The organism is Duganella sp. S19_KUP01_CR8, from assembly GCF_036688705.1.
Classification (GTDB): domain Bacteria; phylum Pseudomonadota; class Gammaproteobacteria; order Burkholderiales; family Burkholderiaceae_D; genus Rugamonas.
In genome coordinates this window covers 188,431-213,831 of the sequence record NZ_JAQQPR010000007.1, presented here as the reverse complement: position 1 = coordinate 213,831, position 25,401 = coordinate 188,431, and the positions used below count along the sequence as shown (strand labels likewise).

Sequence of the window (25,401 nt, the reverse complement as noted above, 5' to 3'; positions counted from 1 at the left end):
GAGCATCCATATGAAAACCTATGTAATCGGGGATTTGCAGGGCTGCCATGAGCAGACCTTGTTGCTGCTGGAACGGGTCCGCGAACATGCCGGTGAAGAAGAGCCCGTCATACTGTTTGCTGGCGACCTGATCAATCGTGGCCCGGATTCGCTGGCCACGCTGCGCCATGTGCGCGCGCTGGCGATGGGCAGCGGCGGCCGCATCGATAGCGTACTCGGCAATCATGACCTGCACTTGCTGGCGGTGGCCTACGGCATCCGGCCCGAGCACAAGTCCGACACCTTGGCCGAGATCCTGCACGCGCCCGACCGGGACGAGCTGATCGATTGGCTGCGACGCCGTCCGCTGGCCATCCACACCCAGGGCCATCTGCTGGTGCACGCCGGCCTGCTGCCGCAATGGACGGCGGCGCAGGCGATGGCCCTGGCCGGCGAAGTGCAGCAGATGCTGCGCGGCGCCGGCATGGAGGAGTTCCTGGCCGAGATGTACGGCAACCTGCCCGACCAGTGGAGCGACGAGCTGCAGGGCGCGGACCGGCTGCGCTGCATCATCAACGCGATGACGCGGCTGCGCTTCTGCGATGCCGACGGCGTGATGGATTTCAAGATGAAGGAAAGCGGCACGGCGGAAAAAGGCTCAGGCCTGATGCCGTGGTTCGAGGTGCCGGGCCGGCGCAGCCGCAAGGAGACGGTGGTGTTCGGCCACTGGTCGGCGCTGGGCCTGGTGCTGAAGCCGCATTTGATCGGGCTCGACAGTGGCTGCGTGTGGGGCGGCCAGCTGAGCGCCGTGTGCCTGGAAGACCGCAGCCTGCTGCAAGTGCAGTGCCCGGAATTCCAGCAACACAGCGGCAAAAAATAACCCCGCAAGCCAGGGGTCTGACCCCGAGGGGTCAGACCCCGCCTAGCCGTGCGGGGTTGCCGTCACGCCCAGCGCGGCGGCGACGGCCTGGTGCGTGGCCTCGGCCAGCTCGCGGCGATGCGCGCCGATGCTGGCTATGGCCGGCAGTATCGTCAAGCGGGCCTTCACCGGCGGACCATCCAGGATCAGCATGATGCTCTCGGCGAAGGTGGTCTCGCCGATGAAATCCACCGACGGATGCGAAGCGCCCGACGGCTCGCGGTAGGACAGCGCGATCGCCTGCACCGGCACCTTGGCGTCGATCGCCGCCTCGAACAGATTGGCGTGGAACGGCAGCAGGCTGCCCTGCGCCGCCGTGGTCCCCTCCGGGAAAAAGGCCACGCGCTCGCCGCGCTCCAGGCTGTGCACCAGTCCCTTGAAGATGTGCCGCAGGTCGCGCCGGTTGCCACGCGAAATGAACACGGTGCCGGCCTTCTCCGCCAGCCAGCCGGCCAGCGGCCACGCGCGGATCTCGGCCTTGGCCACGAAGTGACTCGGATGCAGGCTGTGGATGACGAAGATGTCCAGCCACGAGACGTGATTGGCCACCACCATCGCCCGGTCCAGCAAGGGCACGCCGGCGCTCTGCTCCACCGTCACATTGCACATCGCCAGCAGCCGGGTCGACCAGCGGCGGATGTGGCCGTTACGCTTTTCCTGCCCACTCCAGGGGAACACCGTCGCACAGATCGTCATCCCGACCAGCACATGCACAAACACCCGCACCAGGCGGAAGATCATCGTAAGCTTCATGCAAACCGATCAGCTGCGTTGGTAGGCGACGTGACCTGCCACGATGGTGGTGCGGACCTGTCCGGCCAGGTTGTAGCCGATGAACGGCGTGTGCTTGCCCTGGCTGGCCAGCGCCGATGCTTCCACGGTCCAGCGCGCTTCAGGATCGAACAGGCAGACGTCGGCCGAGGCGCCGACCGACAGGGTGCCGGCGTCCAGCCCGGCCACGCGGGCCGCGTCGGAGGTGATGCGGGCCAGCGCGCGCGCCAGCGGACGCACCGCGCCCGTGTCCTGGGTGGCGGCGTAGTCGTCGGCCCATTTCAGCGCCAGCGACAGCAGCAGCTCCAGCCCGGTGGCGCCGGGCGAGGCTTCGCCGAACGGCAGCAGTTTCTCGTCGTCGTCGACCGGCGTGTGGTCCGAGCACAGCGCGTCGACCGTGCCGTCCAGCAGGCCGAGGCGGATCGCGTCGCGGTCGCGCTGGCTGCGGAACGGCGGCGTCACGCGCGCGTTCGAATCGAAGAAGCCGATATCGGCGTCGGTCAGGTGGATGTGGTGGGCGCCGACGTCGCAGGTGACGGGCAAGCCTTCCTTCTTGGCGTTGCGCACCAGCTCCAGGCCGGCCGCCGACGACATGCGGCACAGGTGCACGCGGGCGCCGGTGGAACGCATCAGTTCAAAGATCGTGTGCAGCGCGATGGTTTCCGACATCACCGGCACGCCGGACAAGCCCAGGCGCGAAGCCAGCGGGCCGCTGGCCGCGATGCCGCCGCGGCCGATGTGCGCATCCTGCGGACGCAGCCACACGGTGTAGTTGAAGGTCTTGGCGTACTGCATGGCGCGCAGCAGCACGTTGGTGTCTTCGATCGGCTCTTCCGCTTGCGCGAAGCCGATGCAGCCCGCTTCGGTCAGCTCGGCCATCTCGGTCAGCGCCTTGCCCTTGAGGCCGACGGTCAGCGCGCCCAGCGGGTGCACATTGGCCTGGTTCAGCGTCTTGGCGCGGTGCTTGAGCATCTCGACCAGGCCCGGCTCGTCCAGCACCGGATCGGTGTCCGGCGGGCAGATCAGGCTGGTCACGCCGCCTTGCATGGCGGCCTGCATTTCCGATTCCAGCGTGGCCTTGTATTCGTAGCCCGGCTCGCGCAGGCGCGCGGACAGGTCGACGAAGCCGGGCGAGACGATCAGGCCGCTGGCGTCGATGGTCTGGTCGGCCGTGAAGCCGCTTGGCGCGCTGCCCACCGCCAGCACTTTGCCGTCGGCGATGTAGAGGTCGTTCTTGCCGTCGATGCCATTGGCCGGATCGATCAGGTGACCGTTTTTAATGTGTAGTTTCATGCCTGCGCTCATCCCTGCGTCCCCGCCACTATGCTCATTACCGCCATGCGTACTGCAATCCCGAAAGTCACCTGCGGCAGTATCACCGCCTGCGGACCGTCCGCCACCGCCGAGTCGATCTCGACGCCGCGGTTCATCGGGCCCGGGTGCATGACGATCGCGTCCGGCTTGGCCAGCGCCAGGCGTTCCGGCGTCAGGCCGTAGCTCTTGAAGTATTCCTGCGCCGACGGCAGCAGCGCGCCGCTCATGCGCTCGTTCTGCAGGCGCAGCATGATGATCACGTCGACGCCCTTCAAGCCCTCTTCCATATTGGTGAAGGTGCGCACGCCCATCTGCTCCAGGCCGCCAGGCAGCAGGGTGTGCGGGCCGATGGCGCGCACTTCCGGCACGCCCAGCGTGGTCAGCGCATGGATGTCGGAACGGGCCACGCGGCTGTGCAGGATGTCGCCGACGATCGCCACCGTCAGGTTGGTGAAGTCCTTCTTGTAGTGGCGGATGGTGTACATGTCCAGCAGGCCCTGGGTCGGGTGCGCGTGGCGGCCGTCGCCGGCGTTGACCACGTGCACGTGCGACTGCTTGGTGTCGTGCAGGTGCTTGGCGATCAGGTAGGGCGCGCCCGACTGCGCGTGGCGCACCACGAACATGTCGGCGTGCATGGCCGACAGGTTGTCGATGGTGTCGAGCAGCGACTCGCCCTTGCTGGCGGACGAGGCCTGGATGTTCAGGTTGATCACGTCGGCCGACAGCCGCTTCGAGGCGATCTCGAAGGTGGTGCGGGTGCGCGTGGAGTTCTCGAAGAACAGGTTGAACACCGACTTGCCGCGCATCAGCGGGACCTTCTTGACGTCGCGGTCGGAGATGCCGACGAACGACGAGGCGGTGTCCAGGATGTGGTTGACGATGGACTTCGGCAGTCCCTCGATCGACAGCAAGTGCTGGAGCTCGCCGTGTTTGTTCAGTTGCGGATTAAGCATATAGTTTGGTCTAAGCGTTATTCTATGGTTAGCGTAAATTTTCCATCGTCGGCGCGCTTCAGCACCAGCGCCTGCCCTTGCGGCACCTGCACGTGGGCGGCGACGAAGTCGGCCGCCACCGGCAGCTGGCGTTCGCCACGGTCCACCAGCGCGGCCAGCATGATGCGCGCCGGGCGGCCGTAGTCGAACAGCTCGTTGATCGCGGCGCGGGTGGTGCGGCCGGTGTACAGCACGTCGTCCACCAGCAGCAGGTTGGCGGCCGCCACCTCGAAGGTGATGTTGGTCGGCTTGACGTCCGCAGGCAAACCCTTCTTGGCGTAATCGTCGCGGTAGAAGGACACGTCCAGCACGCCGCAGCGGGCGGACAGGCCGAGGTCGGCCGCCAGGCGTTCGGCGATCCAGGCGCCGCCGGAGTGGATGCCGACGATGGCGACATCGGCCACGCCGGCCAGGCCGGCTTTGACGTCGGCCAGCAGGGTCGCGTACAGCGCTTCGGCGTCGAGTTGGTTGGGGTTCAGTGTGGACATGGGATTTAGTGGGTGTCGAAATATTGTTGCAGGATGATGGCGGCGGCGCGGTCGTCGATGACTTCGCCGCGCTTGGCGGAAATCACGGCCGAGGAATAGCGCTCGTCGACCAGCTCCACCGGCAGGCTGAAGCGGCCGTGCAGTTGATTGGCGAACTTGCGCGCGCGCGCCGTCATTTCGTGCTCGGCGCCGTCGGGATGCATGGGCAGGCCGACCACCAGCCGCGCCGGCTTCCATTCGTCCAGCAGCGCCTGGATGTCGGCAAAGCGGGTGGCGTTGTCGATGGCGCTGATCACCTTGACCGGCTCGGCCTGGCGGATCATCGTATTGCCCATGGCCACACCGATGCGTTTGACGCCGAAATCGAAAGCGAAGATGGTCTCTATGGTCATTTAAGCGTGACCCGCCTCGGAGGTCAGCATCAGCGGATCGATGCCCAGCAGGCGCATCGCGGCCGTGTAGCGTTCCTCGATCGGCAGGTTGAACAGGATCTCCGGATCGGCGCCCACGGTCAGCCAGCCGTTGCGGCTGATCTCGTCTTCCAGCTGCCCCGGGCTCCAGCCCGAATAGCCGATCGACACCAACATGCGCGGCGGACCGTCGCCGGCGGCCACCGCCTCCAGCACGTCGATCGAGGTGGTGAAGGCCACGTCCTCGGTCACCGTCAGCGACGAGGAATAGCGCTGGCCCGGCGTGTGCAGCACGAAGCCGCGGTCGTCCTGCACCGGGCCGCCGAACATGATGGGGGCGTCGACGTCGACGCTGGACTCCAGCTTGAGGTCGATGCGCTCGAACAGCACCTCCATCGTCATGTCGGTGGGTTTGTTGATGACCACGCCCAGCACGCCGTTTTCATTGTGCTCGCACACGTACACGACGGTGCCGCCAAAGACCGGATCCTGCATGGAGGGCATTGCAATCAGGAAATGATTTGCCAGGTTCAGCGTCGCCGCCATACCGCTACCAGGGGATTCCAACGGATCGCCGGCCTCCTGCAGCAGGCCGGGTACAGGGAGAGTTTTGCCGATTTTGCTTTTCTTCATATGCGTGTTCTTTCTGTGCTGCTGACAATTACTGTAGTATTCGCGCGGCTAGCAACTCTGTCTAAACGATAGTTTACACTGAATTGCGGATGCGGCCATGTTTGAGTTCCCCCAACCCATTGACACAGACTGAATGAAACTGAATTCCTCCCTGGTCTGGCTGCGCCGCGATTTGCGGGTTTTCGACCATGTCGCCCTGCACCAGGCCCTGCAAGACAGCGAGCGCGTGTATTGCGTTTTTGTCTACGACACCACCATCCTGGCCGGCCTGCCGCGCCGCGACCGCCGGGTCGATTTCATCCACGCCAGCATCGCCGAAGTGGCGGCCGAACTGCAACAGCTGGGCGGCCACCTGATCGTGCGCCACGCCGATCCGGCCGCCGCGATCCCGGCCCTGGCCGCCGAGCTGGGCGTGGACGCCGTGTATTGCAACCACGACTACGAACCCCAGGCCATCGCCCGCGACGACGCCGTGGCACAGTCGCTGCGCGCCGACGGCCGCCAGTTCTTCAGCTACAAAGACCAGGTGATCTTTGAAAAAAGCGAAGTGCTGTCGCAGACCGGCGGCGTGTTCTCGGTGTTTACGCCCTACAAGAACGCCTGGCTGAAGAAGCTGGAGGCGGACCCTTCGGTTCTGGCGCCCTATCACATCGAACCGCATGCGGCACGGCTGGCGCCGCCTCCCGCCGGGGCTCAAGCTCAGCCGCTGCCGACGCTGGCCGAGCTAGGCTTCGAGCCCAGCAACCTGGCCGAGATGAAGATCCCGACCGGCATGTCGGGCGCGGCGCAACTGTGGGAAGACTTCCTGCCGCGCATCGCCAGCTACAAGGATGCACGCGACTACCCGGCCGTGAAGGGGCCGTCTTATTTGTCCATCCATTTCCGCTTCGGCACGCTGTCGGTGCGGCACCTGGTGCGCACCGTGGTCGACCTGATGGCGCGCGGCGCCGGCGGCGAAGGCGCGCCGGTGTGGCTGGCGGAATTGATCTGGCGCGAGTTCTACGCCATGATCCTGTTCCACAACCCGCACGTGGTGGGCGGCGCCTACAAGCCGGCCTACGACGCCATCCAATGGGAAACCGGCCCGCAAGCCGAAGAACTGTTCGCCGCCTGGTGCGAAGGCCGCACCGGCTACCCGCTGGTGGACGCCGCCATGGCCCAGCTGAACCAGACCGGCTATATGCACAACCGCCTGCGCATGGTGACGGCCTGCTTCCTGATCAAGGACCTGGGCATAGACTGGCGCCGCGGCGAGGAATATTTCGCGCTGCACCTGAACGACTTCGACCTGGCCTCCAACAACGGCGGCTGGCAATGGGCGTCGTCGTCGGGCTGCGACGCCCAGCCCTACTTCCGCATCTTCAATCCGATCACGCAATCGGAAAAGTTCGACAGCACGGGCAAGTTCATCCGCCGCTACCTGCCGCAGCTGAAGGATTTGAGCGACAAGGAAATCCACGCGCCGTGGCTGGTGCCGCGCATGTTGCCGCTGGACTATCCCGATCCCATCGTCATGCACGACGAGGCGCGCAAGCGCACGCTGGAGCGCTACGCGGTGGTGAAAAAATAACCCGGGGTCAGGTCCCCCATTTATTCATCAGCTCGGCTAAAAAGCCGAGCTGATGAATAAATGGGGGACCTGACCCCGGTATTTGTGAGCGATTTGTGGGGAGCTCCACACGACACTGGGAACACCAGGACTGCTGCAAACAGGCCTGACGTCATCATTCCCACTGTCCACAGGAGTTCCCATGTTGCAAGTACCAACCATCCCAACCCCGCTGCTTGGTTCCGTTGTCTGTACGCCTGCTGTCGCCGCCATCGGCGACAGCATCTGCGTTGAAGTGAAAGCGCCGAACGGCCAGTCCTACGATAACAACGAAAGCGGCAACATCAGCATCAACGGCGTGCCCGGTTCCAAGCAGTACCTGGTATGGAACCGCGCCGGCAAGAAGACCATCAACGTCACCGCCGGCAAGCGCGGCGCCATCGAGAAGCTGAAAGCCGAAGTCCAGATCAACGCCCCCGCCGACGGCAAGCAGCCGCCCATGCTGACGGTGCGCAGCGCGCCGCACAACCCGACCGCGATGATACTGACGGTACAGAACGCACCCGAGCGCCGCACCCAGGGCACGCCGCGTCCGCGCATCGAGATCAAGCCGCGCACCCCGGCCACGCCGGCCGTGCCCGTCGGTCCCATCGTGCCGCGCAAGACAGCGATGAGCGCACACACCATCCCCGCGCGCGACGCCGCCAGCCATCCGATCCTGTTGCCGACTACACAGCCGCGCGTGGCCATCAATGCCGGCGGCGGCGCCACCGCCGCCGTCTACAACTGGCAGCTGGGCGCGACCGCCTTGGGCAGCACGCATCCAACGGTGCAGCACGATTTCGCCGCCCAGCTCAATCCCAACCGCCCGCACACGGTGTTCCATGTGCAGGTGACGGTGCAGCAGCCGGGCGCCGCGCCGCGCGTGATCCAGCGCAGCGTCAGCGTGGCCAACCCCTACTTCCTGGCGCGCCAGCGCGGCGTGTTGCAGCCGCCGGTGGAGAGCAGCGACTTCAGCGCGCGCTTCGTCGACGGCAGCTTCCGCGCCAGCTTCGTGGTGCGCAATCCCGAAGCCGGCAACCTGACGCTGAGCAGCATGCAGCTGGAACTGGCCTATGAAGACGGCCCGCGCGAATTCGAGCTGCGTCCCCCGGTCGCCAGCGCCATCGTACTGAAGGCCCAGGCCAGCACCCGCATCGACGTCGTGATCCCGAAAGCGCAGCTGCCGCAAGCCGCCATCGCCTTCAGCGCGCACTACAAGGGCACGGCGCCGAACGGCCTGCCGGTGCGCGTCAGCGCCCACTTCGACGTGCCTCAGCACATGAGCAAGAAGCTGCTGGTCAACGCCAATGCGCAGGCGCTGCTGAGCGACCTGGCCAGCCGCCAGCTGGTCGCCAATCCGGCCTCGATCACCGTGGAGGAAGTGGCGCGCCTGGGCCAGTACGGCATGCTGCCGGCCGCCGCCTCGTCGGCGCTGCAGGTCGGCATGAGCCGTGTGCCGGCCGCGCTGGCCAGCGCGCTGCAACCGCTGCACACGCTGACGGCGATGGACATGCACATGGCGCCGCCGTTCCCGGTCGAAGGCCAGGAATGCGATCCGTGGAATATGCCGGACCACATCCCCGACGGCATGTTCTGCATGCCGACCCAGGAAAAACGCTGGATGCAGATGCCGCCGCGCTTCATGAACGCCAAGAAGGGCGACCTGATCCTCAACCCCAGCAACGGCAGCCTGATCTCCGCCGTGCTGCAAACGGTGACGCCGGCGCAGCGCTATTCGCACTCCGGCATCATGACCCGCAACCGTGACGAGATCACCCACTCCACCGCCTCGGAAGACCGGCTGATCGAATTCATCGACGGTGACGGCGCCCGTCCCGACGTGCTCAAATACCTGTGGCCGGGCGTGGTCACGCAGACCGTCGAACACGCGGTCGACGGCGAGGACATGGTCGATCCCGAGACCGGCAAGAAGCATCCGATCGCCGGCTTCGCCACCATCGAATCGAAGATGGACCTGGGCGGCGTGGCGCCGGAGATCGTGCCGGCCATGGTGGTCAAGCCCGATCCGCTGAAGGAAACGCTGGAGATCCGCCAGACGCTGCACGGCATCGCCGATTTCGCCGCCCAGCAGGCCGGCAAGAGCCACTACCGCTTCTACTGCTACACCAAGCCCGCCATCGGCCTGACCGACAAGGCGCCGGCCAGCGCCAAGTGGGCCGCCAACACTTTCCCGACGGTGTGCTCGTCGCTGCTGTGGATGTCGATCAAGCAGTCCGGCGTGCCGATGGAAGGCGGCATGCTGGAACAGAGCGACCTGGCGGGCGGCGCGCAGATCGTGCAGTCGACGCCGGACGGCCTGTACGTCTACCAGTCCGACGAGCGCATCGCCGCCGGCGAGATCCTGTACTCGAAGATCCACGAGATGGTGCTGGAGAGCGCCGGCTGGCTGGGTAACGCGCTGACCGACGCCGCCGACGATACCGCCAACCAGATGCTCAACGCCTTCGCCTCCGACTGGTGCGAGACCGACGCCAAGGACTCCGATGCCTGGCGCCAGACCGGCGACGCCAACGCCGTCAGCCCCGCCAACCTGTGCTTCTTCGACGCGCCGCTGTACGGCTATGCCGAACCGCTGATCTACCGGCCGGCGCGCTGGGAGGAAGTGACCATCTACAAATGGAAGAAGGTGGCGCAGACCGGCACGCTGCACGGCGTGGTGCATTACGGCGGCAAGGCGGCGGCCGGCGTCAGCGTGCAGCTGTCGCAGAACCAGTTCACCCACAGCGCCGCCGACGGCAGCTTCACGCTGACCGGCGTACCGGTGGGCAGCGTGCAAGTCACCGCCGACAAGCAGGAGCTGCACGGCGCCGCAACGGTGACGGTGGCGGCCAACCAGACCGCCAACGTGACGGTGGACCTGAAGGATCCGCAGCACTGGTTCCGCCGCATGACCATCGACGGCTGGATGGCGACCACCGATTATGAATTCGCCGCCGCGGCCTATCCGCACAGCGTCGGCGATTTCTACAACATCGCCCAGTTGGGACCGTCGTCCGACACCCATGTGGTCAAGGTGTTCGACCAGGTGGCCGACGACGCGATGGGGCGCCTGATCCTGACGCTGGACCTGCTGGCCAACGACGTCATCCAGGTCAAGGCCACGCTGCGCTGCTACGGCGAAGGCTATGCCGACGGCGACAACTACCAGGAAGGCCATCTGGCGCCGTTCACCGTTGGGCCTAACAAGAGCGGCACCTGGTGGATGTTCGTCGATGGCGACAACTACGCCGAAGCGCACTTCACGCTGACCAACAAGGTCGATCCGGTCTAAGCTCCGTCATTCCCGCGCAGGCGGGAATCCATAGAACGCGTCCGAAGCCGGCGCTGCATGGATTCCCGCTTTCGCGGGAACGACAGCCCTCCTTGCAGCACGATAGTTGTCGAAATAAAAGATTTGTTCTTTTTATAATCAGAATTAAACTAGTGGTTCCCGCGCAGTCCGCTTCAAGGAACCGCATCATGGCATCCCTCGCCAAGACTTCCCGTCCCGTCGCCCGTCTGATCGGCCGCCACAGCGCCGTGCAGGCCATGCTCGATTCCCCCGCCACGCTGACCTGGATCGCCGCGCCGGCCGGTTCCGGCAAGACCAGCCTGGGGCTGGAATTCTGCCAGGCCGCCGGCCCCACTGTTGCGTGGTTGCGACTGGACGAGGCGGACATCGACCCGGCCAGCTTCCTGCTCTACTTCGAACAGGCGATCGCCAACGGCGGCGTGGCGCCGGGCTGGCAACCGCCGCCGCTGCTGCGCGAACACCTGCCGGCGTTGCACGGCTACCTGCGGCTGTACGTGCGCGCACTGGGCGCGGCGCTGGCGCCGGCCAGCTGCATCGTGCTGGACGACGCCCACCGCTGCCAGGACGCGCCCTTCTTCCGCCAGTTCCTCGAAACGCTGGCCACCGAACTGCCGCCGGCCAGCAAGGTCGTGGTGCTGAGCCGCGCGCTGCCGCCGGCCGCCTGCGCGCGCCTGCTGGCGCACGGCGACATGCATGAAGTGGACGGCGCGGCGCTGGCCTTCAGCCGCGACGAAACCGAAATCCTGCTCAACGTGCTGGGCATCGTCCATGCCGACAGCGTCGCCGACAGCGTCTACACCTTCACGCGCGGCTGGGCCGCCGGCATCGCGCTGGTGGCCTCGTGGCTCAAGCGCCGCCCCGGCGCCGCGCTGGCCGCCGAGGATGTGCTGTCGGAAGCGATGGTCGGCTACCTGGCCGAGGAAGTATTCAGCGCCTACAGCGACGAGGAACGCGCCACGCTGCTGGCCGTGTGCTGGCTGCCGCACTTCAGCGGCGCCTGGGCGGCGGCCTTGTCCGGCGCGCCGCACGCGGCCGACATCGTGGCCCGCCTGGCCGCGCAGGGAGCGCTGATCTATGAATACCCCGGCCGCCAGTACGCGCTGCACCCGCTGTTCCAGGGTTTCCTGCGCAAGTGGGCCGCCACCCGCGCCGACGACGCGCAGCGCCGCGCATGGATCGCCGGCTGCATCGACACCCTGCTGGCCGACGGCAGCGGCGACACCGCCATCAAGCTGGCACTGGAACACGGCATGCCCGAACGCGCGGCCGGCCTGATCGAATCGCGCGCCGAAGCGATGCTGGCCAGCGCCCGCCACACCACGCTGGCGCGCTGGATCGACGCCCTGCCCGAAGCGCACCGCAGCCCGTGGCACTACTACTGGCTGGGCCTGGCCGTGTTCATGAGCGACACCGCGCGCGCCCGCGCCGCGCTGCTCAAGGCGCTGCAAGCGTTCACGGAACAGAACCGGCCGATGCACCGCTTCCTGGCGCTGAGCGCCATCATCAGCTCCTACTTCTTCGACGGTGCGGCCGAACAACCGCTGCGCGCCTTCCTGCAACAGCACGTGGACCCGTCGGAAGACTATGACCAGTTGCCCGATCCCGGCCTGAAAGCGCACCTGACGCACAGCATGTGGAGCGGCTTGTTCATGACCGATCCCGGCCACCAGGACATGGACCTGTGGGAGCAGCGCGCGCTGGACGTGCTGCGCCAGCCGGCCGATCCCACGCTGAAGGTGCGGCTGGGCGCGATGCTGGGCCAGCACTACTACCAGTCCGGCCGCTACGCCGCCGTGCGCTCGGTGCGGGTGCTGCTGGACGCGCTGCCGGAAGCGGCCACGCTGCCGCCGTACGCGCGCTACCTGTCGCACCTGGTGCAGCTGTACGACGCGCTGGCCGCCATGGACCACGCCCGCTTCGACGCCGTCTTCGCCGCCTGCCGCGCCAGTTCGGAAAGCAGCGGCATCCGCATCATGGACGCGCACTACGTGCTGCTGTACGCGGCCGCCTGCCTGCTGCGCGGAGAACTCGACAAAGCCGCCGCCGCCACCGCCGACGTGGCGGCACAAACGCCGCCGCAACATCACAACCTGGTGGCCCATCTGCAGCTGACTCAAACCTGGCTGGCCAGCTGCCGCGGCGACGGCCAAGGCGCGCTGGCGCACGCCCGCCTGGCGCACGAAGCGGCGCTGCGCTTCGGCAGCGTGCCTTACGAGATCTACGCGCAGGCCGCCAACTGCGTCGCCTGGACCTTGCTGGACCGCGAACGCTGCGCCGCCGAAACCGTCGTGCTGCGCCAGCACGCCCGCGACTACAGCTCGCCGCTGGCGGCGACCCTGTCCGACCTGCTGGAGGCGTGGCTGTTCATCACCGGCGCCGACGGCAAGGCGCAAGCGCTGCCGCAACTGCAACGCGCGCACCCGGCGCAGCTGCTGATGGCGCAGGACAAACTGCGCCGCGCGCTGAACCACATCGCCTCGCAGGGAGGCGGCTACCTGACCTTCGCCACGCCGCACCTCCTGCAACCGCTGTGCGCGCACGCGCTGGCGGCCGGCATCATCCCCGCCGCAGCCAATATGCTGGTGCGCGCCTGGCGATTGACTCCGCCGGAAGACGCCGGCGACAACTGGCCGTGGCCGGTGCAGGTGCGCAGCTTCGGCGGTTTCGAGCTGCGCATCGCCGGCGAGCCATTGCGCTCGCAAGGCAAATCCAAGCACCGCCAGCTCGACATCCTGAAACTGATCGCGGCCCACGCGCCGTCCAGCGTCTCGCTGGAGCGCGCCGCGGAATTGCTGTGGCCAGACGCCGATGGCGACACTGCGCGCCACGCGCTGGAAACCACGCTGTCGCGCTTGCGGGCGACGGTGGGCGCGGGCTGCATCCTGCTGGAACAGGGAACGCTGTCGCTGGCGCCGCAGCAGTGCTGGAGCGATACCGCGACGCTGGAACGGCTGCTGCCACGCCTGCAAACGCTGACGCAGGAATGGGCCGCCGCCGGCGACGCCGCCCCGGCGACGCACGAAGCCGCACTGCTGGCGACCGCCGCGCAAGTGCTGTCGCTGTACCGGGGGGAGTTGATGCTCGGGGAAAGCGCGCCGTGGCTGTTGGCGCGGCGCGAACTGTGGCGCGGCAAACTGGCGCGCGCACTGGGCGACGCCGGACGCCAGCTGGCCCATGCCGGCAATACCGCCGCCGCCACGCAATTGCTGGAGCGGGCGCTGGAGGCCGACCAGTACTGCAAGACGCTGAGCGCGGACCTGATGCGCATCCATCTGGACGACGCGGCGTTCGAGGCGGGGCTGTCGGTCTACCGCCGCTATCAACGCATGGCATTGAGCGCGCTGGGCACGCCGGTGGCGCCGGAAATCGAAGCGCTGGCGCAGCAGCTGCTGGCCGGCGCGGCGCAGTCCAGCCCCGCCCACTTGGCGGGCAAGGCCGGACCGGCGCGAACTACATGATGTACTTCAGATGCTGGGACGGGATGCCCATGGCCTTGGCCAGTTCGGGATTGGCGCGTATCTGCTGCTCCACGCCTTCCATCGCCGGCACCTCGTGCACATCCAGCCGCACGTTGTGTGCCTCGGCCGCGCCGGCTTCGGTGCGGCGCGTGACTTTCTGCATGTCCGGCGACAGGCGCAGCACCACGCCGCCATGTTCGCGGGTGGCATTGAGCAACGTGCCGTGTTGGTCGGCGTGCACGGTCAGGCCGGTATAGCCTGCGTCGCGCAGCAGCGCGCAGATGTCGTTGACCAGTTTTTGATCCTTATCCATTTTCATTTTCCTTTTAAGCTAAGAGCAGGCCGAGCGACGCGTCGCTGCTGGCGTTTTGTACGAAGGCGCCGGCGGTCTTGGTGCCATTACCGGGCAAGAAGTAAGTCTTGGAGAACTTGACGTTGGCGATGGCCGACGTCAGTTGCGGCAGCAGGTTCTGCACTTCCTTGCGCACCGCCGGCATGGCGGCCTTCAATGCATCGGAAGCGGGACCGGCGCAGAACGGCGAGCCGCCCTCGAACGAGAACCAGGTGCCGTCGACCGTGACATGCAGGTGCTTCTGGCTGTCGAGGAAGACGAACAGGAACACCGAGATGGTGCCGTCGATATCGCTGCAGAACCACGGCGTCTCGATATGGAAATCGAAATTGACCTTGGCTAGCATGTCGAAAGGTTTGTGCGCGGCCGGCGACTGGATAAAGTAGGGAACGCTGATCCACGGCGTGCCCTGCACGCGCAGGCCGCTGGTGAGCGAGGCGCCGGCGGCGATCAGCTGCTTGGCGACCATGCCGACGTTGGCGTTGGTGTTAATCAGCTTGCCGAGATCGACCACGTTCTCGCCGCTGGGACGGTGGACGACGAACACGCCGCTGCCCGGAGGCGATTCGGTGAACAGTTGATCCGCTGCGCTCACGGCGTTCTGGCCGACAAAGACGCCGTTGAAGAACCCTTGTATGAATGAGTATGTGCTGGTGACTGACATGATGCTTTCTTCCTGTAGATAAAGCGCCGCCGATGGAATATCGGTGACCGCTGGAAGAACGTTAATCTTGTCCGACCCACAAATGACTTGCAAATACCTGCTAGCCAAACGGCAAGCTAGCGCCGCGCCGTCAGAAAGCGGAGGTAGACTATGTCGGCCAACCATTTAAAGGAGGATGACGATGAACAAGAACACGCTCTGCCTGTGGTACGACCATGACGCGGAAGAAGCCGCACACTTCTACGCCCGCACTTTCCCCGACAGCAAAGTCGGCGCAGTGCATCGCGCGCCGTCCGACTTCCCGGGTGGGAAGGCGGATAGCGTTTTGACAGTCGAGTTCACGGTGTGCGGCATCCCGTGCATCGGCCTGAACGGCGGGAAAGCCTTCACGCACAGCGAAGCGTTCTCGTTCCAGATCGCCACCGACGACCAGGCCGAGACCGACCGCTACTGGAACGCCATCGTCAACAACGGCGGCAAGGAAAGCGCCTGCGGCTGGTGCAAGGACAAATGGGGCCTGTCGTGGCAGATCACGCCGCGCGTGCTGACCGACGCCATGGCCAAGGGCGGCGATGTGGCCAAGCGCGCGTTCGCGGCCATGATGGAGATGCGCAAGATCGACGTCGCCAAGATCGAAGCGGCGGTGCGCGGCTAGCGTTTTCTTGGGGCTTCCAATCCGTACGCCTTCAGGATCGCACGCCAGACTGGATCGCTGTCCATCTTGAGCACGACTTCTTCAATGTCGTCGCGCTCCCTGTCCATGCCTTGCTGGAACATCAGGTGGCGTGTGTAGCTTCCCAGGTTTTGTGTGGAGACGTAGATTTTACCGTCAACGCGAGTGTCTTTTTTGACCAGGTAACGGACGGATGAATCAGCCAGCGTGATCACATCGAGACGGTCCATCAACAGCATGCGCAGCAGCGCACCCTCATTGTTGTTACGGTGCGCGCGTATCTTCCCCCGGTCCATGTCTTCGGCCAGCGCCGGATAGACATGGCCAAGCATTGCGCCGAATCGAAGGTTTTTCAGCGAGGTCGGACCGTCATATTCGAATGGCAGCGAGGAGCGCGATACCAGATCCTGCCGGTCATCGAACAGGGCTGAAGTCCAGAGGTACTTTCCTCCTGCCGGACCGCCAAAGATGACGGACGGCGCAAACAGGACCATGCCCTGGTCTCCCTTATCGAGCATGGAACCCAATCGGGCGCGCGGCAGAAACATGAGACGGATTTCATATTTCCCTGCCAGCTTCTGATTCAGGTAAGCCACCAAGTCCCGATCCAGCCCGGCACTGGTTCCGGCGTCGGTCATAAACGGCGGCGCCGAGTAATAGGTCCACGCCTTGATTTCCTCAGCCGGCTGCGCTAGCGCCAAACCCTGCAAACAACCCAGGAGCAACAGTACAACTGCCAGTGCAATCTTCATGCTGGTTCCTGGGTGCAGTGGGACTACTGTTTCAACAGCCCCTCGATCGCATCCAGCAGCACCGGCTCCTGGAACGGTTTGCCGAAGTAGGCATTCACCCCCAGTTGCAGCGCATAGTTGCGGTGCTTGTCGGCGCTGCGGGAGGTGATCATGATGATCGGGATGTCCTTGGTGCGCTCGTCGCCGCGCACGTTGCGGGTCAGGTCGAAACCGTCCATGCGCGGCATCTCGATATCGACCAGCATCAGGTCCGGCGTGGCGCCTTGCAGCTGCTCCAGCGCGTCGACGCCGTCCTTGGCCAACACCACGCTGTAGCCTTCGCGCTCCAGCAGGCGCTGGGTTACGCGGCGCACCGTCATCGAATCGTCCACCACCATGATCGAGCGGCCCGGCGCGCGCGGCGCGGGACTGTCGCCGGCCGCTGCCGCATAGTGCTGCTTCATCTCGGGATGGTGCGCCAGGTGCTGCGCCAGCGCCACCGGGTTCAGGATCAGGACGATGTCGCCCGAACCCAGCACCGTTGCGCCGGCGATGCCGACCATGCGCGCCAGCTGCGGGCCGATGTTCTTGATGACGACCTCGCGGTTGCCCAGCACTTCATCAACGCGCACGGCCAGCCGCTCGTTGCCGTTCTTGAGCATCATCACCGGTGCGGAGCGCTGCACCGGCGGATGCGCCGCCGCGTCGCCCAGCAAGGCGGGCAGGTAGTGCAGCACGGCGTGCTGGCCTTGAATCGGTACGTAGCCGTTGTGGTGCGCTTCGACCAGCGCGGCGTCCTTCATTTGCAGCACCTGCTCGACCAGGATGGCCGGCAGCGCGTAGGTCTTGCCGCCGGCAGACAGCAGTACAACCTGTGTGACGGCCAGCGTCAATGGCAGATGGATGGTGAAGCGGGTGCCCTTGCCGCGCTCCGTGAACGTGTCGACGCGGCCGCCCAGCGCCTGCGCTTCGGACTGCACGATGTCCATGCCGACGCCCCGGCCGGACAGTTCGGTCAGCGCTTCGGCGGTGGAGAAGCCTGGTTCGAAAATCAGGTCGGCGATCTGGACGTCGGTGACTTCTTCGTCTGCCTGCAGCAGGCCGTTGCTGATCGCCTTGGCGCGGATGCGTTCCAGATCGAGGCCGGCGCCGTCGTCGGTGAATTCGATGACGACTTCATTGCCCTGCTGTGTGACCTGCACCAGCAGTTCGCCGGTTTCGCTCTTGCCGGCTTCACTGCGGGCGGCGCGGCTCTCCACGCCGTGCGCGATGGCGTTGCGCAGCAGGTGTTCGAATGGCGCGGCCATTCGTTCCAATACGCTGCGGTCGACTTCCACCGCGCTGCCGCGAATATCCAGGTTGACGCGTTTGTCGACTTCCTTGGCGCTCTGGCGGGCGACGCGGAACAGGCGTTCGGAGATGCTGGCGAATGGCACCATGCGCACGCGCATCAGGTCGCGTTGCAGGTCGCGCGTGAGGCGCGCTTGCAGCACCAGGTCGTCGCCGGCGTTGTCGACGCTGCGGGTCAGGCTTTCGTGGAAGGAGGCGACGTCGTTGACGCTTTCCGCCATCATGCGGGTCAGTTCCTGCAGGCGCGTGAAGCGGTCGAATTCGAGTGGGTCGAATTCGCGTTCGCTGGAGATCGACATGCGGGAGGCGATCTGCGATTCGGCTTGCATTTCGACTTCGCGCAATTGGCGGCGCAAACGGGTCAGGTTTTCGGAGAAGTCGAACAACGAGGCGCGCAGGGTCTCTACTTCGTTTTCCAGCTTGGAGCGGGAGATCGATACTTCACCGGCTTGGTTCACCAGACGGTCAAGGATGTCGGCGCGGACGCGGACCAGCGGCGATTTGACGCTGGATTGCAGGTCGTCGGCTGGTGCTTGTGCCACTGCCACGGCCGCCACGGCGGGTGCGGCCGGGCTGTCGATGGCGTCGGCGGTGATGTCGCTGGTGCCGGCGATGGTCGGCTCGCCGGCCTCCAAGCTGGCGACATCGGCGGCCAGGCCGGAGGCGGTTTGCTGCAATGCGTCCGGGTGCTGGAGCTGTTCGAACAGCAGCAGCGCGTGGTCGTAGTGGGCCAGCAGTTCGTCGAACGCTTGCGGCGTGGCGGAACCGGCGTGCACCATGTTTTCAATGTGCGTTTCGATTTCGTGGGCGTGCTGGCCCAGGCGCATTGCACCGGCCATGCGGGCGCTGCCCTTCACGGTGTGCAGGAGGCGCAGCAAGCTTTGGGCGTGCGCGGTATCGGCGGGATTGTGCTGCCAGGCGCGCAATGCTTCGCCTACCTGAGGCAGCAGGTCCGCGCCCTCTTCCAGGAAGACCGGCAGCAGGTCGGCGTCCAGTTCGTCGTTGAAGATTGCCGGTGCGGCGGTCAGGATTTCTGGTTCGGCAGGAGCGAGTTCGAGGATCTCGGCTTCCAGCTCAGGCTCCGGCTCGCTGGCTTGGTCGAGCTCCGGCTCGTGTTCCGGTTCAGGCTCCGCCACCGGCAGCAAGGGCTCGGGCTCGGACTCGGGCGCTGATGCGACAACTACCGGCTCGGGCTCCTGCTCGGGCGCAGGTACGGCAACTATCGGCTCTGGCTCAGGTTCCGGGGCCAGCGGCTCGGCGATCTTGAGCGGTGGTTCGGCGAAGGCGTCGTCAAACGCGGCGTTGAACAGATCATCGATGCTGTCGTCTGTCCGCGCTTCAGTCTTTTTCGGTGCTTCCGCTGCCACAGGGGCATCGGATTCCGGTGCGCTTCCGCTAAGCGCATCAAACGTCTCGCGGAACAGCCTGTCCATCATCGACTCCACCGGCGCGGGCGGTGCGCTGGTGATGTCGTGCATCGTCTCTGCGACCAGATCATCCAGTCGCGCTTCGATCGCATTGCTGGCGGCAGGCGGCGTAGCCTCCAGCTCCAAACGCAAATCGTGCAGCGCAGTGACCAGCTCCGGCTGCGCAGACGGCATATCGCCCGCCGCAAAACTTTGCAGCATCTGGCGTATGCGCTCTATCGTAAAGTCCAGCAAATCATGCTGCACCTGGTCCAGATGTGGAGCAGGCGGCAGCAGTGCCTGGAGCGTGGACTCCAGCGCCAACGCCAGCTCGCGCAAGGCCTTGAAGCCCACCGTTCCCGAAGTACCCGCCAGCGTATGCGATGCCTGCAAGGCCTCCGCATTGACCGGACGGCGAGGCTCATGACGCCACTCGCCAAAGTCCTGCGTCAGCAAGCGAACCAGTTCGTCCGTCTCATGCAGATAGATGTTGTACAGCGGCAGAGGGATTTCCAGCTCGCCGATATGCTTGACGTTGTCGTCGCGCGGCACGGCAGGCGTGATGGTCGGGAATTCGATGACGTTGCCGGTAGCGGCAAAGGCAGGCGCCGTAGCCGGCACATCCACCGACGGCACATCGGCCACCGGCGCTTCCTCGATAGCATCAACCGCAGGCTCCTCCTCCACCACAACCTCCGGCGGCGGCACAGGCGACAGCGGTGGCGAAGACGGCGAAGTCGCAGCTTCCGCCGCTTCCGCCGTCACATCGATCACAAAATCGTCACCATCCTGCACGCGGGCCGCCGCAGCGACCAGCGCATCCGCATTGCGCGCCGAAACGCCGGACGCCACCAACTCCGCCACCCAGGCGCCCATCTGCCGCGCCGCCTCGTTGAGCAGCTCAAACAATGCGTCCGTGGCCGGCCGCGCTTCCGCCAGCCACATATTCATCACCCGCTCGATGCCATGCGCCGCATCGGCAAACTGGTTCAGACCCACCATCCGTCCGCTGCCCTTCAGCGTATGGAAGGAGCGCCGCAGCATGGTCAAATTCTCTTCGCTGCCCGACTCCGCGCGCGGCTTGGCCAGCGTCGCGTCGACAAACTTCAGCACATCCTGCGCCTCGGAGATGAAGATATCGAGCAGCTCGGCCTCCACCGCCGCATCGCTGCTGGCGGGCGCCGGCGCTTGCACCGGCATGGCCACGGGCGCGGGTGCGGGCACCTGCTGGTCCAGCACCGGTATCGACTCCGAACCCGCCATCTTCTTGAACGGCACCGAACGGAACGTGCCATGCTCCACGTCGAACGCAAAGCGCTCGCGCGCACCGGCCGCGTTCTGCGCCAGCATATCGACAAAGAATCCCAGCGCGCCGACATTCTGCGCGATATCGTCCAGCGCCTTCGGCTCCAGCGACGGATCGCCGTCGCCAACCGCCAGCGCATGCACGGCAGCCTTCACGTGCCGCGCCGCCTGCGTCGCGCCGTCCTGGTCGAGGATCGCCAGCGCGCCCTGCAACTGATGCAGCACCTTGTCCAGCTCCACCAGCGACGGACGTTTCGAAGGATCGATGTAATACTCGTCGAGCACCTTCTCCACCTGCCGCAGGCCGGTCTTCATTTCCATCGCCAGCGCGACGACGGTGTCGTCCTGCTGCATTTGCTGCGCCAGGCCGCTCTGCCACTGCGCAGGCTCCGGCGGCGTATCGCCGGCTACCAGCGCCAGCAAACGCGCGCCTATCGTGTCGGCGTGCGCGGCGAAATCGTCGGGTAGATGACGGATCTGTTCCAAACCATGTTCAGCGAACAACAGCGCGGTGGCCATCTCCAGCGCCAGCTCCTCGCTGCGGCCGGCGGAGATGGCGGTATGCGCCACATCGGCCAGCTGCCGCAGCAGCACGCTCAGTGCCGGCATCTCCAGTTGATCGCAAGCCTCGGCCACCTCGCCCAGCGCGCCGCCGAAAGCAGCGTCCAATGCCGGATCGATTTCCGCCCCGGCCAGCCGGTCCCAATTGGCCTTCGCTTTCGCCATGCCGGCCTTGGCGCGCTCCAGCGCCTCAAGGTCGATCTGGCCGTAGCGGCGGCGTTCATAATCGACCGGCACCAGGCCGTCGAGCGCGAACACGCGGCGCAAGCGCTGCACCGTTTCCGATGCCGACGCAGGCCCTGCGGCGGCGATGAAGAACAATGCGTCGCGCAGCATCGCATCAGGCTGCGCGGCGGTGCCCTGGCTCAGGCGCCGTATCTGCAAATTGATCATGCCGAACAGCTGCTTGACGTACAGTCCTCCCGCCAGCTCGCCATTGGCCACCAGTTCGGCAAAGGCCTGCATCGCCAGCCAGAAGGTGCGCGCCTTGGCGTCCTGCTGCGCGGAGGCGACCAGCTTCACGGCCTCCAGCAGCGCGGCGGCATGCTCCAGCTGCTGCGCCGCGTCGGTGCTCTTCAAATACGGCAGCAGCGATTTCTCAAAGCGCTGACGGTAGGCCGTGTAGTCGGCGGCGGGAACTTCACCAGCCGCCGACAGATCGGCGCTGCGCGACAAATCGGGATAGAACAAGTCGGCCGGGTGGATGCGCTCCGTACCCAGCATCTCCTGCACCGCGCGGTAGTAGGGGAACAGCTTGACCGGCTGCGACGGGCCGCCGTCCAGCAGCTCCTGCAAATACTCGACCAATGCCTGATACAGCTCCGCCAGCGTCTGCGCATGGTCGGTGCTGCATTTGAGCGCGCCAGCCTTGAAGCGGTCGAGCGCCTCCTCGGCCACCTGCGTCACCAGGCCGACGCCGTCCACGTCCACCATCATCAGCGCACCGTGCGCCTGGTGCAGATGGGATTTGGCGTGCTGCAGCTGGGTCGCTTGATCTTCCGCCGCCCGGCCGCCCGCTTCGAACAGGGCGGTCTTCGAGCGTGCCAGCGACTCGCGGATTTCCACCATCACCCACGACAAGGGGCCGGTATCAAATTGCGGTTGCGGCGGATTCGGAAAATCAGTTGTGGTCATGCTTGCCTCGGCCTTTCAATGATGGGCGGTTCAGGACGCGATACGGAATCGCGCCACCGAGTTTTTCAATTCCTGCGCCAGCACTGACAGCTTATGAATCGATTGTGCGGTTTGCTGGGTGCCGTCCTGCGCCTGCTCGGTCACCGTCAAAATGTGTTGGATGTTCTGCGCCACGCCGTTCGCCGACGTGGCCTGCTGGCCGGTCGCCATCGAGATGCCGGAGATCAGCTCGGCCAGGCGGTTCGACACCTGCGAGATGTCGTTCAGCGCCGCGCCGGCCGCGTCGGACAGGCGCGCCCCTTCGACCACGCCCTGGGTCGACTTCTCCATTGCCGCCACGGCATCGTGGGTGTCGGTCTGAATGGTGCGCACCAGCGCGCCAATCTGCTTGGCCGCTTCGGCCGAGCGTTCCGCCAGGCGCTGCACCTCTTCCGCCACCACCGAGAAGCCGCGTCCCGCTTCGCCGGCCGATGCGGCCTGGATCGCCGCGTTCAGCGCCAGCACATTGGTCTGTTCGGTAATGTCGGAAATCAGCTCCGTGATCTCGCCGATCTCCTGCGACGATTCGCCCAGGCGCTTGATGCGCTTGGAGGTATCCTGGATCTGCTCGCGGATCTCGTGCATGCCCTTGATGGCGTTTTCCACCGCCGTCGCGCCCTGCTGCGCCGCCGCCACCGACTGGCGCGCCACGTCGGCCGATTCGCTGGCGGAGCGCGATACGTCGGTAATCTCGTTGGCCATCTTGACGACGGTGGCCGACGCATCCTGGATCTCGCGCGACTGCTGCTGCGACGCCAGCAGCAGGTCGCTGGAGATGCTCTGCGCGTGGGTCGACGCCTTGGTCACCTGCTCGGCGGTGGCGGTCACGCGGCCCACCAGGCCGCGCAGCTCTTCCACCGTGTAGTTGACCGAGTCGGCGATGGCGCCGGTGATGTCCTCGGACACCGTGGCCTGCACCGTCAAGTCGCCGTCCGCCACCTCCTGCAGCTCGTTCATCAGGCGCAGAATCGCCGCCTGATTCTGGTCGTTCATGGCCTTGGCTTCTTCTTCCTTGCGCTGCGATTGCTGGCGCATGGTTTCCGCTTCCTGGCGGCGGCGGTCGGCGCCGCGGGTGCGGTTGTAGGAATCGACCAGCAGCACACGGCCGATGGCCGCCGCCGACACCAGCGTCAGCATGCCGCCGGCCACCATCAGCCAGAAGGTCATGCCGAGCGAATCCTGGTCCTGGCGGTAGGCCTGCTGCAAGACCGACAGGCGCTGGCGCAGCGCTTCGTTGTCGGTGAAGATCAACTGCTCGGCGCCTTTGGCGGCGCTGAACTTATCCAGCTTGTCGAGGATGCCCGTGACCAGCTTCTGGTATGCCTCGAATTCGGTTTTCAGCGCCGTGAGCTTCTCGCGCAGGTCCGGCTCGCGCACGGCGGCCAGTCCGAGCGGCGCGCTGCCGTTGAGGAAGCCGTCGACGGTATTGCGGAATACGGTGGTATCGCGCCCCAGCTGGAACGCGCTGTCCGACTTGACGCCGCCGCCGATCAGGAACTCGCCGGCGCTGCGGCTCATGCGCTGGGTCAGCATGGTCAGTTTGCCGAGCGCCGCGATCTCGCGCGCCGAACCGCCGCGCTGCACCTTGAGCGCGGAGATTTCCTCGGTGTGGGTCAGCAGGCCGGGCGACATGGCGTTCAGTTTTTGCAGGGTCTTGTCGACGTCGCTCAGGTCGGCCTTCAGCAGCAGGATGGTGTTGGCCGCCTTGTCCGACTGGTTCCACTGCTTGCGTGCCGCAGCGACGATGGGCGCCAGCGACGAAATCGGCTCGCCGATCTCGCGACCCTGATAGCGGCCGCCGCGCGTCATCAGCTGGAAGTCGTTGTTCAGTTCATTGCGGCTTTCCTCCAGCTGGCGGAAGCCTTCGGTGCTGCCCTGCACCGCGTTAGGCGTCGCCTTGCCGATGCGCTGCGAGTGCATCAGCGCATCGCTGGCCACCTGGGTCTGGGTCGAGCGATTGGCGCTGTGAATGGTGTTCAGGGCGACGAACAAGGCGCTCAGCAGCAGGCTGACCGCCAGCGCCGTCGACAATATGCTCAGCTGGCGCTGCGCCGGCAGGTGGCCGATCAGCGGCAGCTTGAAGCCGGCGCCCGCTTCGGCCGCCGCGACGGGCGCACTGCCACGCCGGCCCAGCGCGTCGCGCAGGCGCAGCGGCGCGGCGCTATCTTCGCTGTCGGCATGACTGCTGCTGTCAGGCGCAGGCGCCTGCGCCGCTTGAACGGCGGTGTGCATGAACTGCGAATCGCCTGCTTCGCCGAATTCTGAATTCGCTGCCAGATCCTGGCTGGCATTCCGGTTGCCACGCGAGAAAAACCCCATCTTGAAAGCCATTACACCCTCTCCGGATTAGTTGCGACCTACACCAGTATGCCGCCCTTACAAACCAACCTGCAGAAAACGTGATTCGCGCACCAGCTGCGCCAGGTCGATGCGGGTCCATTGCTGGCCCTCGCTGTCGGTGAAATGCTGGCGGCGCCACTCAGGTCCAACATCGTCCGGCGCCTCCACGGCCTGCATGTCGGCCAGCTTGCGCAGGCCCAGCACGCGCTCGGCCAGCAGTGCGCAGTTGAAGCCCAGTGCGGGCGCGAATGTGATCAAACGGCAGTCGGAGGCCGCGGTCTCGCCGGCGTCCTGGCCCTGGTAGCGCGCGAGGTCGATCACGCCGGTCAGGTTGCCCCGTATATTGGCCAGGCCCTGATACCAGTCCTGCGCCAGCGGCACCGGGGTGACCGGTTGCAGCGGAACGATCTCGCTAATCTGCGTCAGGTCAAGCAGGCACAGACGGCCGCCTATCAGCACGCCCAGTTCGCGGCCGCCGACGGCGGCGCCGGTCTTGGCGGCCTGCATGCGCTCCAGCAGCTGCACCTGGTACTGGCGCAAGCGGCTGCGGCGTTCCGGACCGGCCGGTGTGGAGGGGGTATCGGGCGTCTGGCTGCTCATCGTTTAGCCGAGGGCGGCGATTTTGGCCAGCAGCTCGGCCGCGTCGACCGGTTTCACCAGGTAGTCGCGCGCGCCCTGGCGCAGGCCCCAGATACGGTCGGTTTCCTGGTTCTTGCTGGAGCAGATAATCACCGGCACGTCCTGCAGGTCGGGATCGCGGGCGATCGCGCGCGTGACCTGGAAGCCGTTCGCGCCGGGCATGACCACGTCCATCAGGATCAGCTGGGGCTTGTCGGCCTTGATCTTGGCCAGCGCTTCCTCGCCGTTTTCGGCGGTGGAGACGGAAAAGCCGTTTTTGACCAGGATGTCGGTCAGGTAGTAGCGCTCCGTGGGCGAATCGTCGACGATCAGAATTCTTTGTATGGTCATGGTATTCCC

At 65.8% G+C, this 25,401-nt stretch carries 18 protein-coding genes; 5 read left to right on the top strand and 13 right to left on the bottom strand.

The window, feature by feature from the left end; genetic code table 11:
* Positions 1 to 10 precede the first annotated feature (10 nt).
* On the top strand, positions 11 to 859 hold the full coding sequence (locus V6M89_RS09705; RefSeq protein ID WP_332852994.1) for a symmetrical bis(5'-nucleosyl)-tetraphosphatase: 849 nt from the start codon (positions 11 to 13) through the stop codon (positions 857 to 859).
* 42 nt (positions 860 to 901) lie between these two features.
* On the opposite strand, the gene V6M89_RS09700 is transcribed toward V6M89_RS09705, so the two are convergent.
* The 6 genes from V6M89_RS09700 to V6M89_RS09675 are packed head-to-tail and all read right to left on the bottom strand — an operon-like array spanning position 902 to position 5,506.
* Entirely contained in the window at positions 902 to 1,651 is a 750-nt protein-coding gene (locus V6M89_RS09700) for a lysophospholipid acyltransferase family protein (protein ID WP_332852993.1), read from the bottom strand.
* Between the two features lie 9 nt (positions 1,652 to 1,660).
* Positions 1,661 to 2,962, bottom strand: coding sequence for a dihydroorotase (locus tag V6M89_RS09695; protein WP_332852992.1), 1,302 nt, complete (start codon positions 2,960 to 2,962; stop codon positions 1,661 to 1,663).
* 8 nt (positions 2,963 to 2,970) lie between these two features.
* Positions 2,971 to 3,936 carry an aspartate carbamoyltransferase catalytic subunit gene (locus V6M89_RS09690; protein WP_008452016.1) on the bottom strand — a complete coding sequence of 322 codons (966 nt, stop codon included), beginning with the start codon at positions 3,934 to 3,936 and terminating at the stop codon, positions 2,971 to 2,973.
* Between the two features lie 17 nt (positions 3,937 to 3,953).
* Positions 3,954 to 4,463 (bottom strand): bifunctional pyr operon transcriptional regulator/uracil phosphoribosyltransferase PyrR, encoded by a 510-nt coding sequence (gene pyrR, locus V6M89_RS09685; RefSeq protein ID WP_332852991.1) that lies wholly within the window; start codon positions 4,461 to 4,463, stop codon positions 3,954 to 3,956.
* 5 nt (positions 4,464 to 4,468) lie between these two features.
* Complete coding sequence (ruvX, locus tag V6M89_RS09680; RefSeq protein ID WP_116991599.1) at positions 4,469 to 4,855, bottom strand: Holliday junction resolvase RuvX; 387 nt, start codon at positions 4,853 to 4,855, stop codon at positions 4,469 to 4,471.
* A complete protein-coding gene (locus V6M89_RS09675; RefSeq protein ID WP_332852990.1) occupies positions 4,856 to 5,506 on the bottom strand; it encodes a YqgE/AlgH family protein in 651 nt (216 codons plus the stop codon).
* Between the two features lie 133 nt (positions 5,507 to 5,639).
* Here V6M89_RS09675 and V6M89_RS09670 point away from each other — a divergent pair, with 133 nt between their 5' ends.
* The 3 genes from V6M89_RS09670 to V6M89_RS09660 all read left to right on the top strand — a co-directional run bounded on the left by V6M89_RS09670 (position 5,640) and on the right by V6M89_RS09660 (position 13,868).
* Positions 5,640 to 7,076, top strand: a complete 1,437-nt coding sequence (locus V6M89_RS09670; protein ID WP_332852989.1) for a cryptochrome/photolyase family protein — start codon at positions 5,640 to 5,642, stop codon at positions 7,074 to 7,076.
* 181 nt (positions 7,077 to 7,257) lie between these two features.
* A complete protein-coding gene (locus V6M89_RS09665; protein ID WP_332852988.1) occupies positions 7,258 to 10,389 on the top strand; it encodes a carboxypeptidase-like regulatory domain-containing protein in 3,132 nt (1,043 codons plus the stop codon).
* Positions 10,390 to 10,577: 188 nt separating this feature from the next.
* Positions 10,578 to 13,868 (top strand): BTAD domain-containing putative transcriptional regulator, encoded by a 3,291-nt coding sequence (locus tag V6M89_RS09660; protein WP_332852987.1) that lies wholly within the window; start codon positions 10,578 to 10,580, stop codon positions 13,866 to 13,868.
* On the opposite strand, the gene V6M89_RS09655 is transcribed toward V6M89_RS09660, so the two are convergent.
* The gene (locus tag V6M89_RS09655) at positions 13,861 to 14,181 is read right to left on the bottom strand and encodes a hypothetical protein (protein ID WP_332852986.1); all 321 of its coding nucleotides are present in this window, start codon (positions 14,179 to 14,181) and stop codon (positions 13,861 to 13,863) included. The genes V6M89_RS09660 and V6M89_RS09655 overlap by 8 nt on opposite strands.
* A 13-nt stretch (positions 14,182 to 14,194) precedes the next feature.
* The gene (locus V6M89_RS09650; protein WP_332852985.1) at positions 14,195 to 14,884 is read right to left on the bottom strand and encodes a hypothetical protein; all 690 of its coding nucleotides are present in this window, start codon (positions 14,882 to 14,884) and stop codon (positions 14,195 to 14,197) included.
* Positions 14,885 to 15,065: 181 nt separating this feature from the next.
* On the opposite strand from V6M89_RS09650, the gene V6M89_RS09645 reads away from it, so the two are divergent.
* Complete coding sequence (locus tag V6M89_RS09645; RefSeq protein WP_332852984.1) at positions 15,066 to 15,539, top strand: VOC family protein; 474 nt, start codon at positions 15,066 to 15,068, stop codon at positions 15,537 to 15,539.
* On the opposite strand, the gene V6M89_RS09640 is transcribed toward V6M89_RS09645, so the two are convergent.
* Genes V6M89_RS09640 through V6M89_RS09620 form a run of 5 tightly spaced genes read right to left on the bottom strand, consistent with a single transcriptional unit; the run spans position 15,536 to position 25,392 of the window.
* Positions 15,536 to 16,309, bottom strand: a complete 774-nt coding sequence (locus V6M89_RS09640) for a transporter substrate-binding domain-containing protein (protein WP_332852983.1) — start codon at positions 16,307 to 16,309, stop codon at positions 15,536 to 15,538. The two genes, V6M89_RS09645 and V6M89_RS09640, sit on opposite strands and share 4 nt — an antisense overlap.
* Positions 16,310 to 16,332: 23 nt before the next feature.
* A complete protein-coding gene (locus tag V6M89_RS09635) occupies positions 16,333 to 22,044 on the bottom strand; it encodes an Hpt domain-containing protein (protein ID WP_332852982.1) in 5,712 nt (1,903 codons plus the stop codon).
* A 30-nt stretch (positions 22,045 to 22,074) separates the two neighbouring features.
* Positions 22,075 to 24,414 (bottom strand): methyl-accepting chemotaxis protein, encoded by a 2,340-nt coding sequence (locus V6M89_RS09630; RefSeq protein WP_332852981.1) that lies wholly within the window; start codon positions 24,412 to 24,414, stop codon positions 22,075 to 22,077.
* Between the two features lie 45 nt (positions 24,415 to 24,459).
* The gene (locus V6M89_RS09625) at positions 24,460 to 25,023 is read right to left on the bottom strand and encodes a chemotaxis protein CheW (RefSeq protein ID WP_332852980.1); all 564 of its coding nucleotides are present in this window, start codon (positions 25,021 to 25,023) and stop codon (positions 24,460 to 24,462) included.
* 3 nt (positions 25,024 to 25,026) lie between these two features.
* On the bottom strand, positions 25,027 to 25,392 hold the full coding sequence (locus V6M89_RS09620) for a response regulator transcription factor (protein WP_116991611.1): 366 nt from the start codon (positions 25,390 to 25,392) through the stop codon (positions 25,027 to 25,029).
* Between the last annotated feature and the right edge of the window lie 9 nt (positions 25,393 to 25,401).

Excerpts from the sequence above, each read along its gene's own strand:
- V6M89_RS09625 (WP_332852980.1), bottom strand. The coding sequence starts at position 25,023 with ATGAGCAGCCAGACGCCCGATACCCCCTCCACACCGGCCGGTCCGGAA.
- V6M89_RS09665 (WP_332852988.1), top strand. The coding sequence starts at position 7,258 with ATGTTGCAAGTACCAACCATCCCAACCCCGCTGCTTGGTTCCGTTGTC.
- V6M89_RS09650 (WP_332852985.1), bottom strand. The coding sequence starts at position 14,884 with ATGTCAGTCACCAGCACATACTCATTCATACAAGGGTTCTTCAACGGC.
- V6M89_RS09620 (WP_116991611.1), bottom strand. The coding sequence starts at position 25,392 with ATGACCATACAAAGAATTCTGATCGTCGACGATTCGCCCACGGAGCGC.
- V6M89_RS09700 (WP_332852993.1), bottom strand. The coding sequence starts at position 1,651 with ATGAAGCTTACGATGATCTTCCGCCTGGTGCGGGTGTTTGTGCATGTG.
- V6M89_RS09695 (WP_332852992.1), bottom strand. The coding sequence starts at position 2,962 with ATGAAACTACACATTAAAAACGGTCACCTGATCGATCCGGCCAATGGC.
- V6M89_RS09630 (WP_332852981.1), bottom strand. The coding sequence starts at position 24,414 with ATGGCTTTCAAGATGGGGTTTTTCTCGCGTGGCAACCGGAATGCCAGC.
- V6M89_RS09640 (WP_332852983.1), bottom strand. The coding sequence starts at position 16,309 with ATGAAGATTGCACTGGCAGTTGTACTGTTGCTCCTGGGTTGTTTGCAG.
- V6M89_RS09655 (WP_332852986.1), bottom strand. The coding sequence starts at position 14,181 with ATGGATAAGGATCAAAAACTGGTCAACGACATCTGCGCGCTGCTGCGC.
- V6M89_RS09705 (WP_332852994.1), top strand. The coding sequence starts at position 11 with ATGAAAACCTATGTAATCGGGGATTTGCAGGGCTGCCATGAGCAGACC.
- V6M89_RS09660 (WP_332852987.1), top strand. The coding sequence starts at position 10,578 with ATGGCATCCCTCGCCAAGACTTCCCGTCCCGTCGCCCGTCTGATCGGC.
- pyrR (WP_332852991.1), bottom strand. The coding sequence starts at position 4,463 with ATGTCCACACTGAACCCCAACCAACTCGACGCCGAAGCGCTGTACGCG.
- V6M89_RS09670 (WP_332852989.1), top strand. The coding sequence starts at position 5,640 with ATGAAACTGAATTCCTCCCTGGTCTGGCTGCGCCGCGATTTGCGGGTT.
- V6M89_RS09675 (WP_332852990.1), bottom strand. The coding sequence starts at position 5,506 with ATGAAGAAAAGCAAAATCGGCAAAACTCTCCCTGTACCCGGCCTGCTG.
- V6M89_RS09635 (WP_332852982.1), bottom strand. The coding sequence starts at position 22,044 with ATGACCACAACTGATTTTCCGAATCCGCCGCAACCGCAATTTGATACC.
- V6M89_RS09645 (WP_332852984.1), top strand. The coding sequence starts at position 15,066 with ATGAACAAGAACACGCTCTGCCTGTGGTACGACCATGACGCGGAAGAA.
- ruvX (WP_116991599.1), bottom strand. The coding sequence starts at position 4,855 with ATGACCATAGAGACCATCTTCGCTTTCGATTTCGGCGTCAAACGCATC.
- V6M89_RS09690 (WP_008452016.1), bottom strand. The coding sequence starts at position 3,936 with ATGCTTAATCCGCAACTGAACAAACACGGCGAGCTCCAGCACTTGCTG.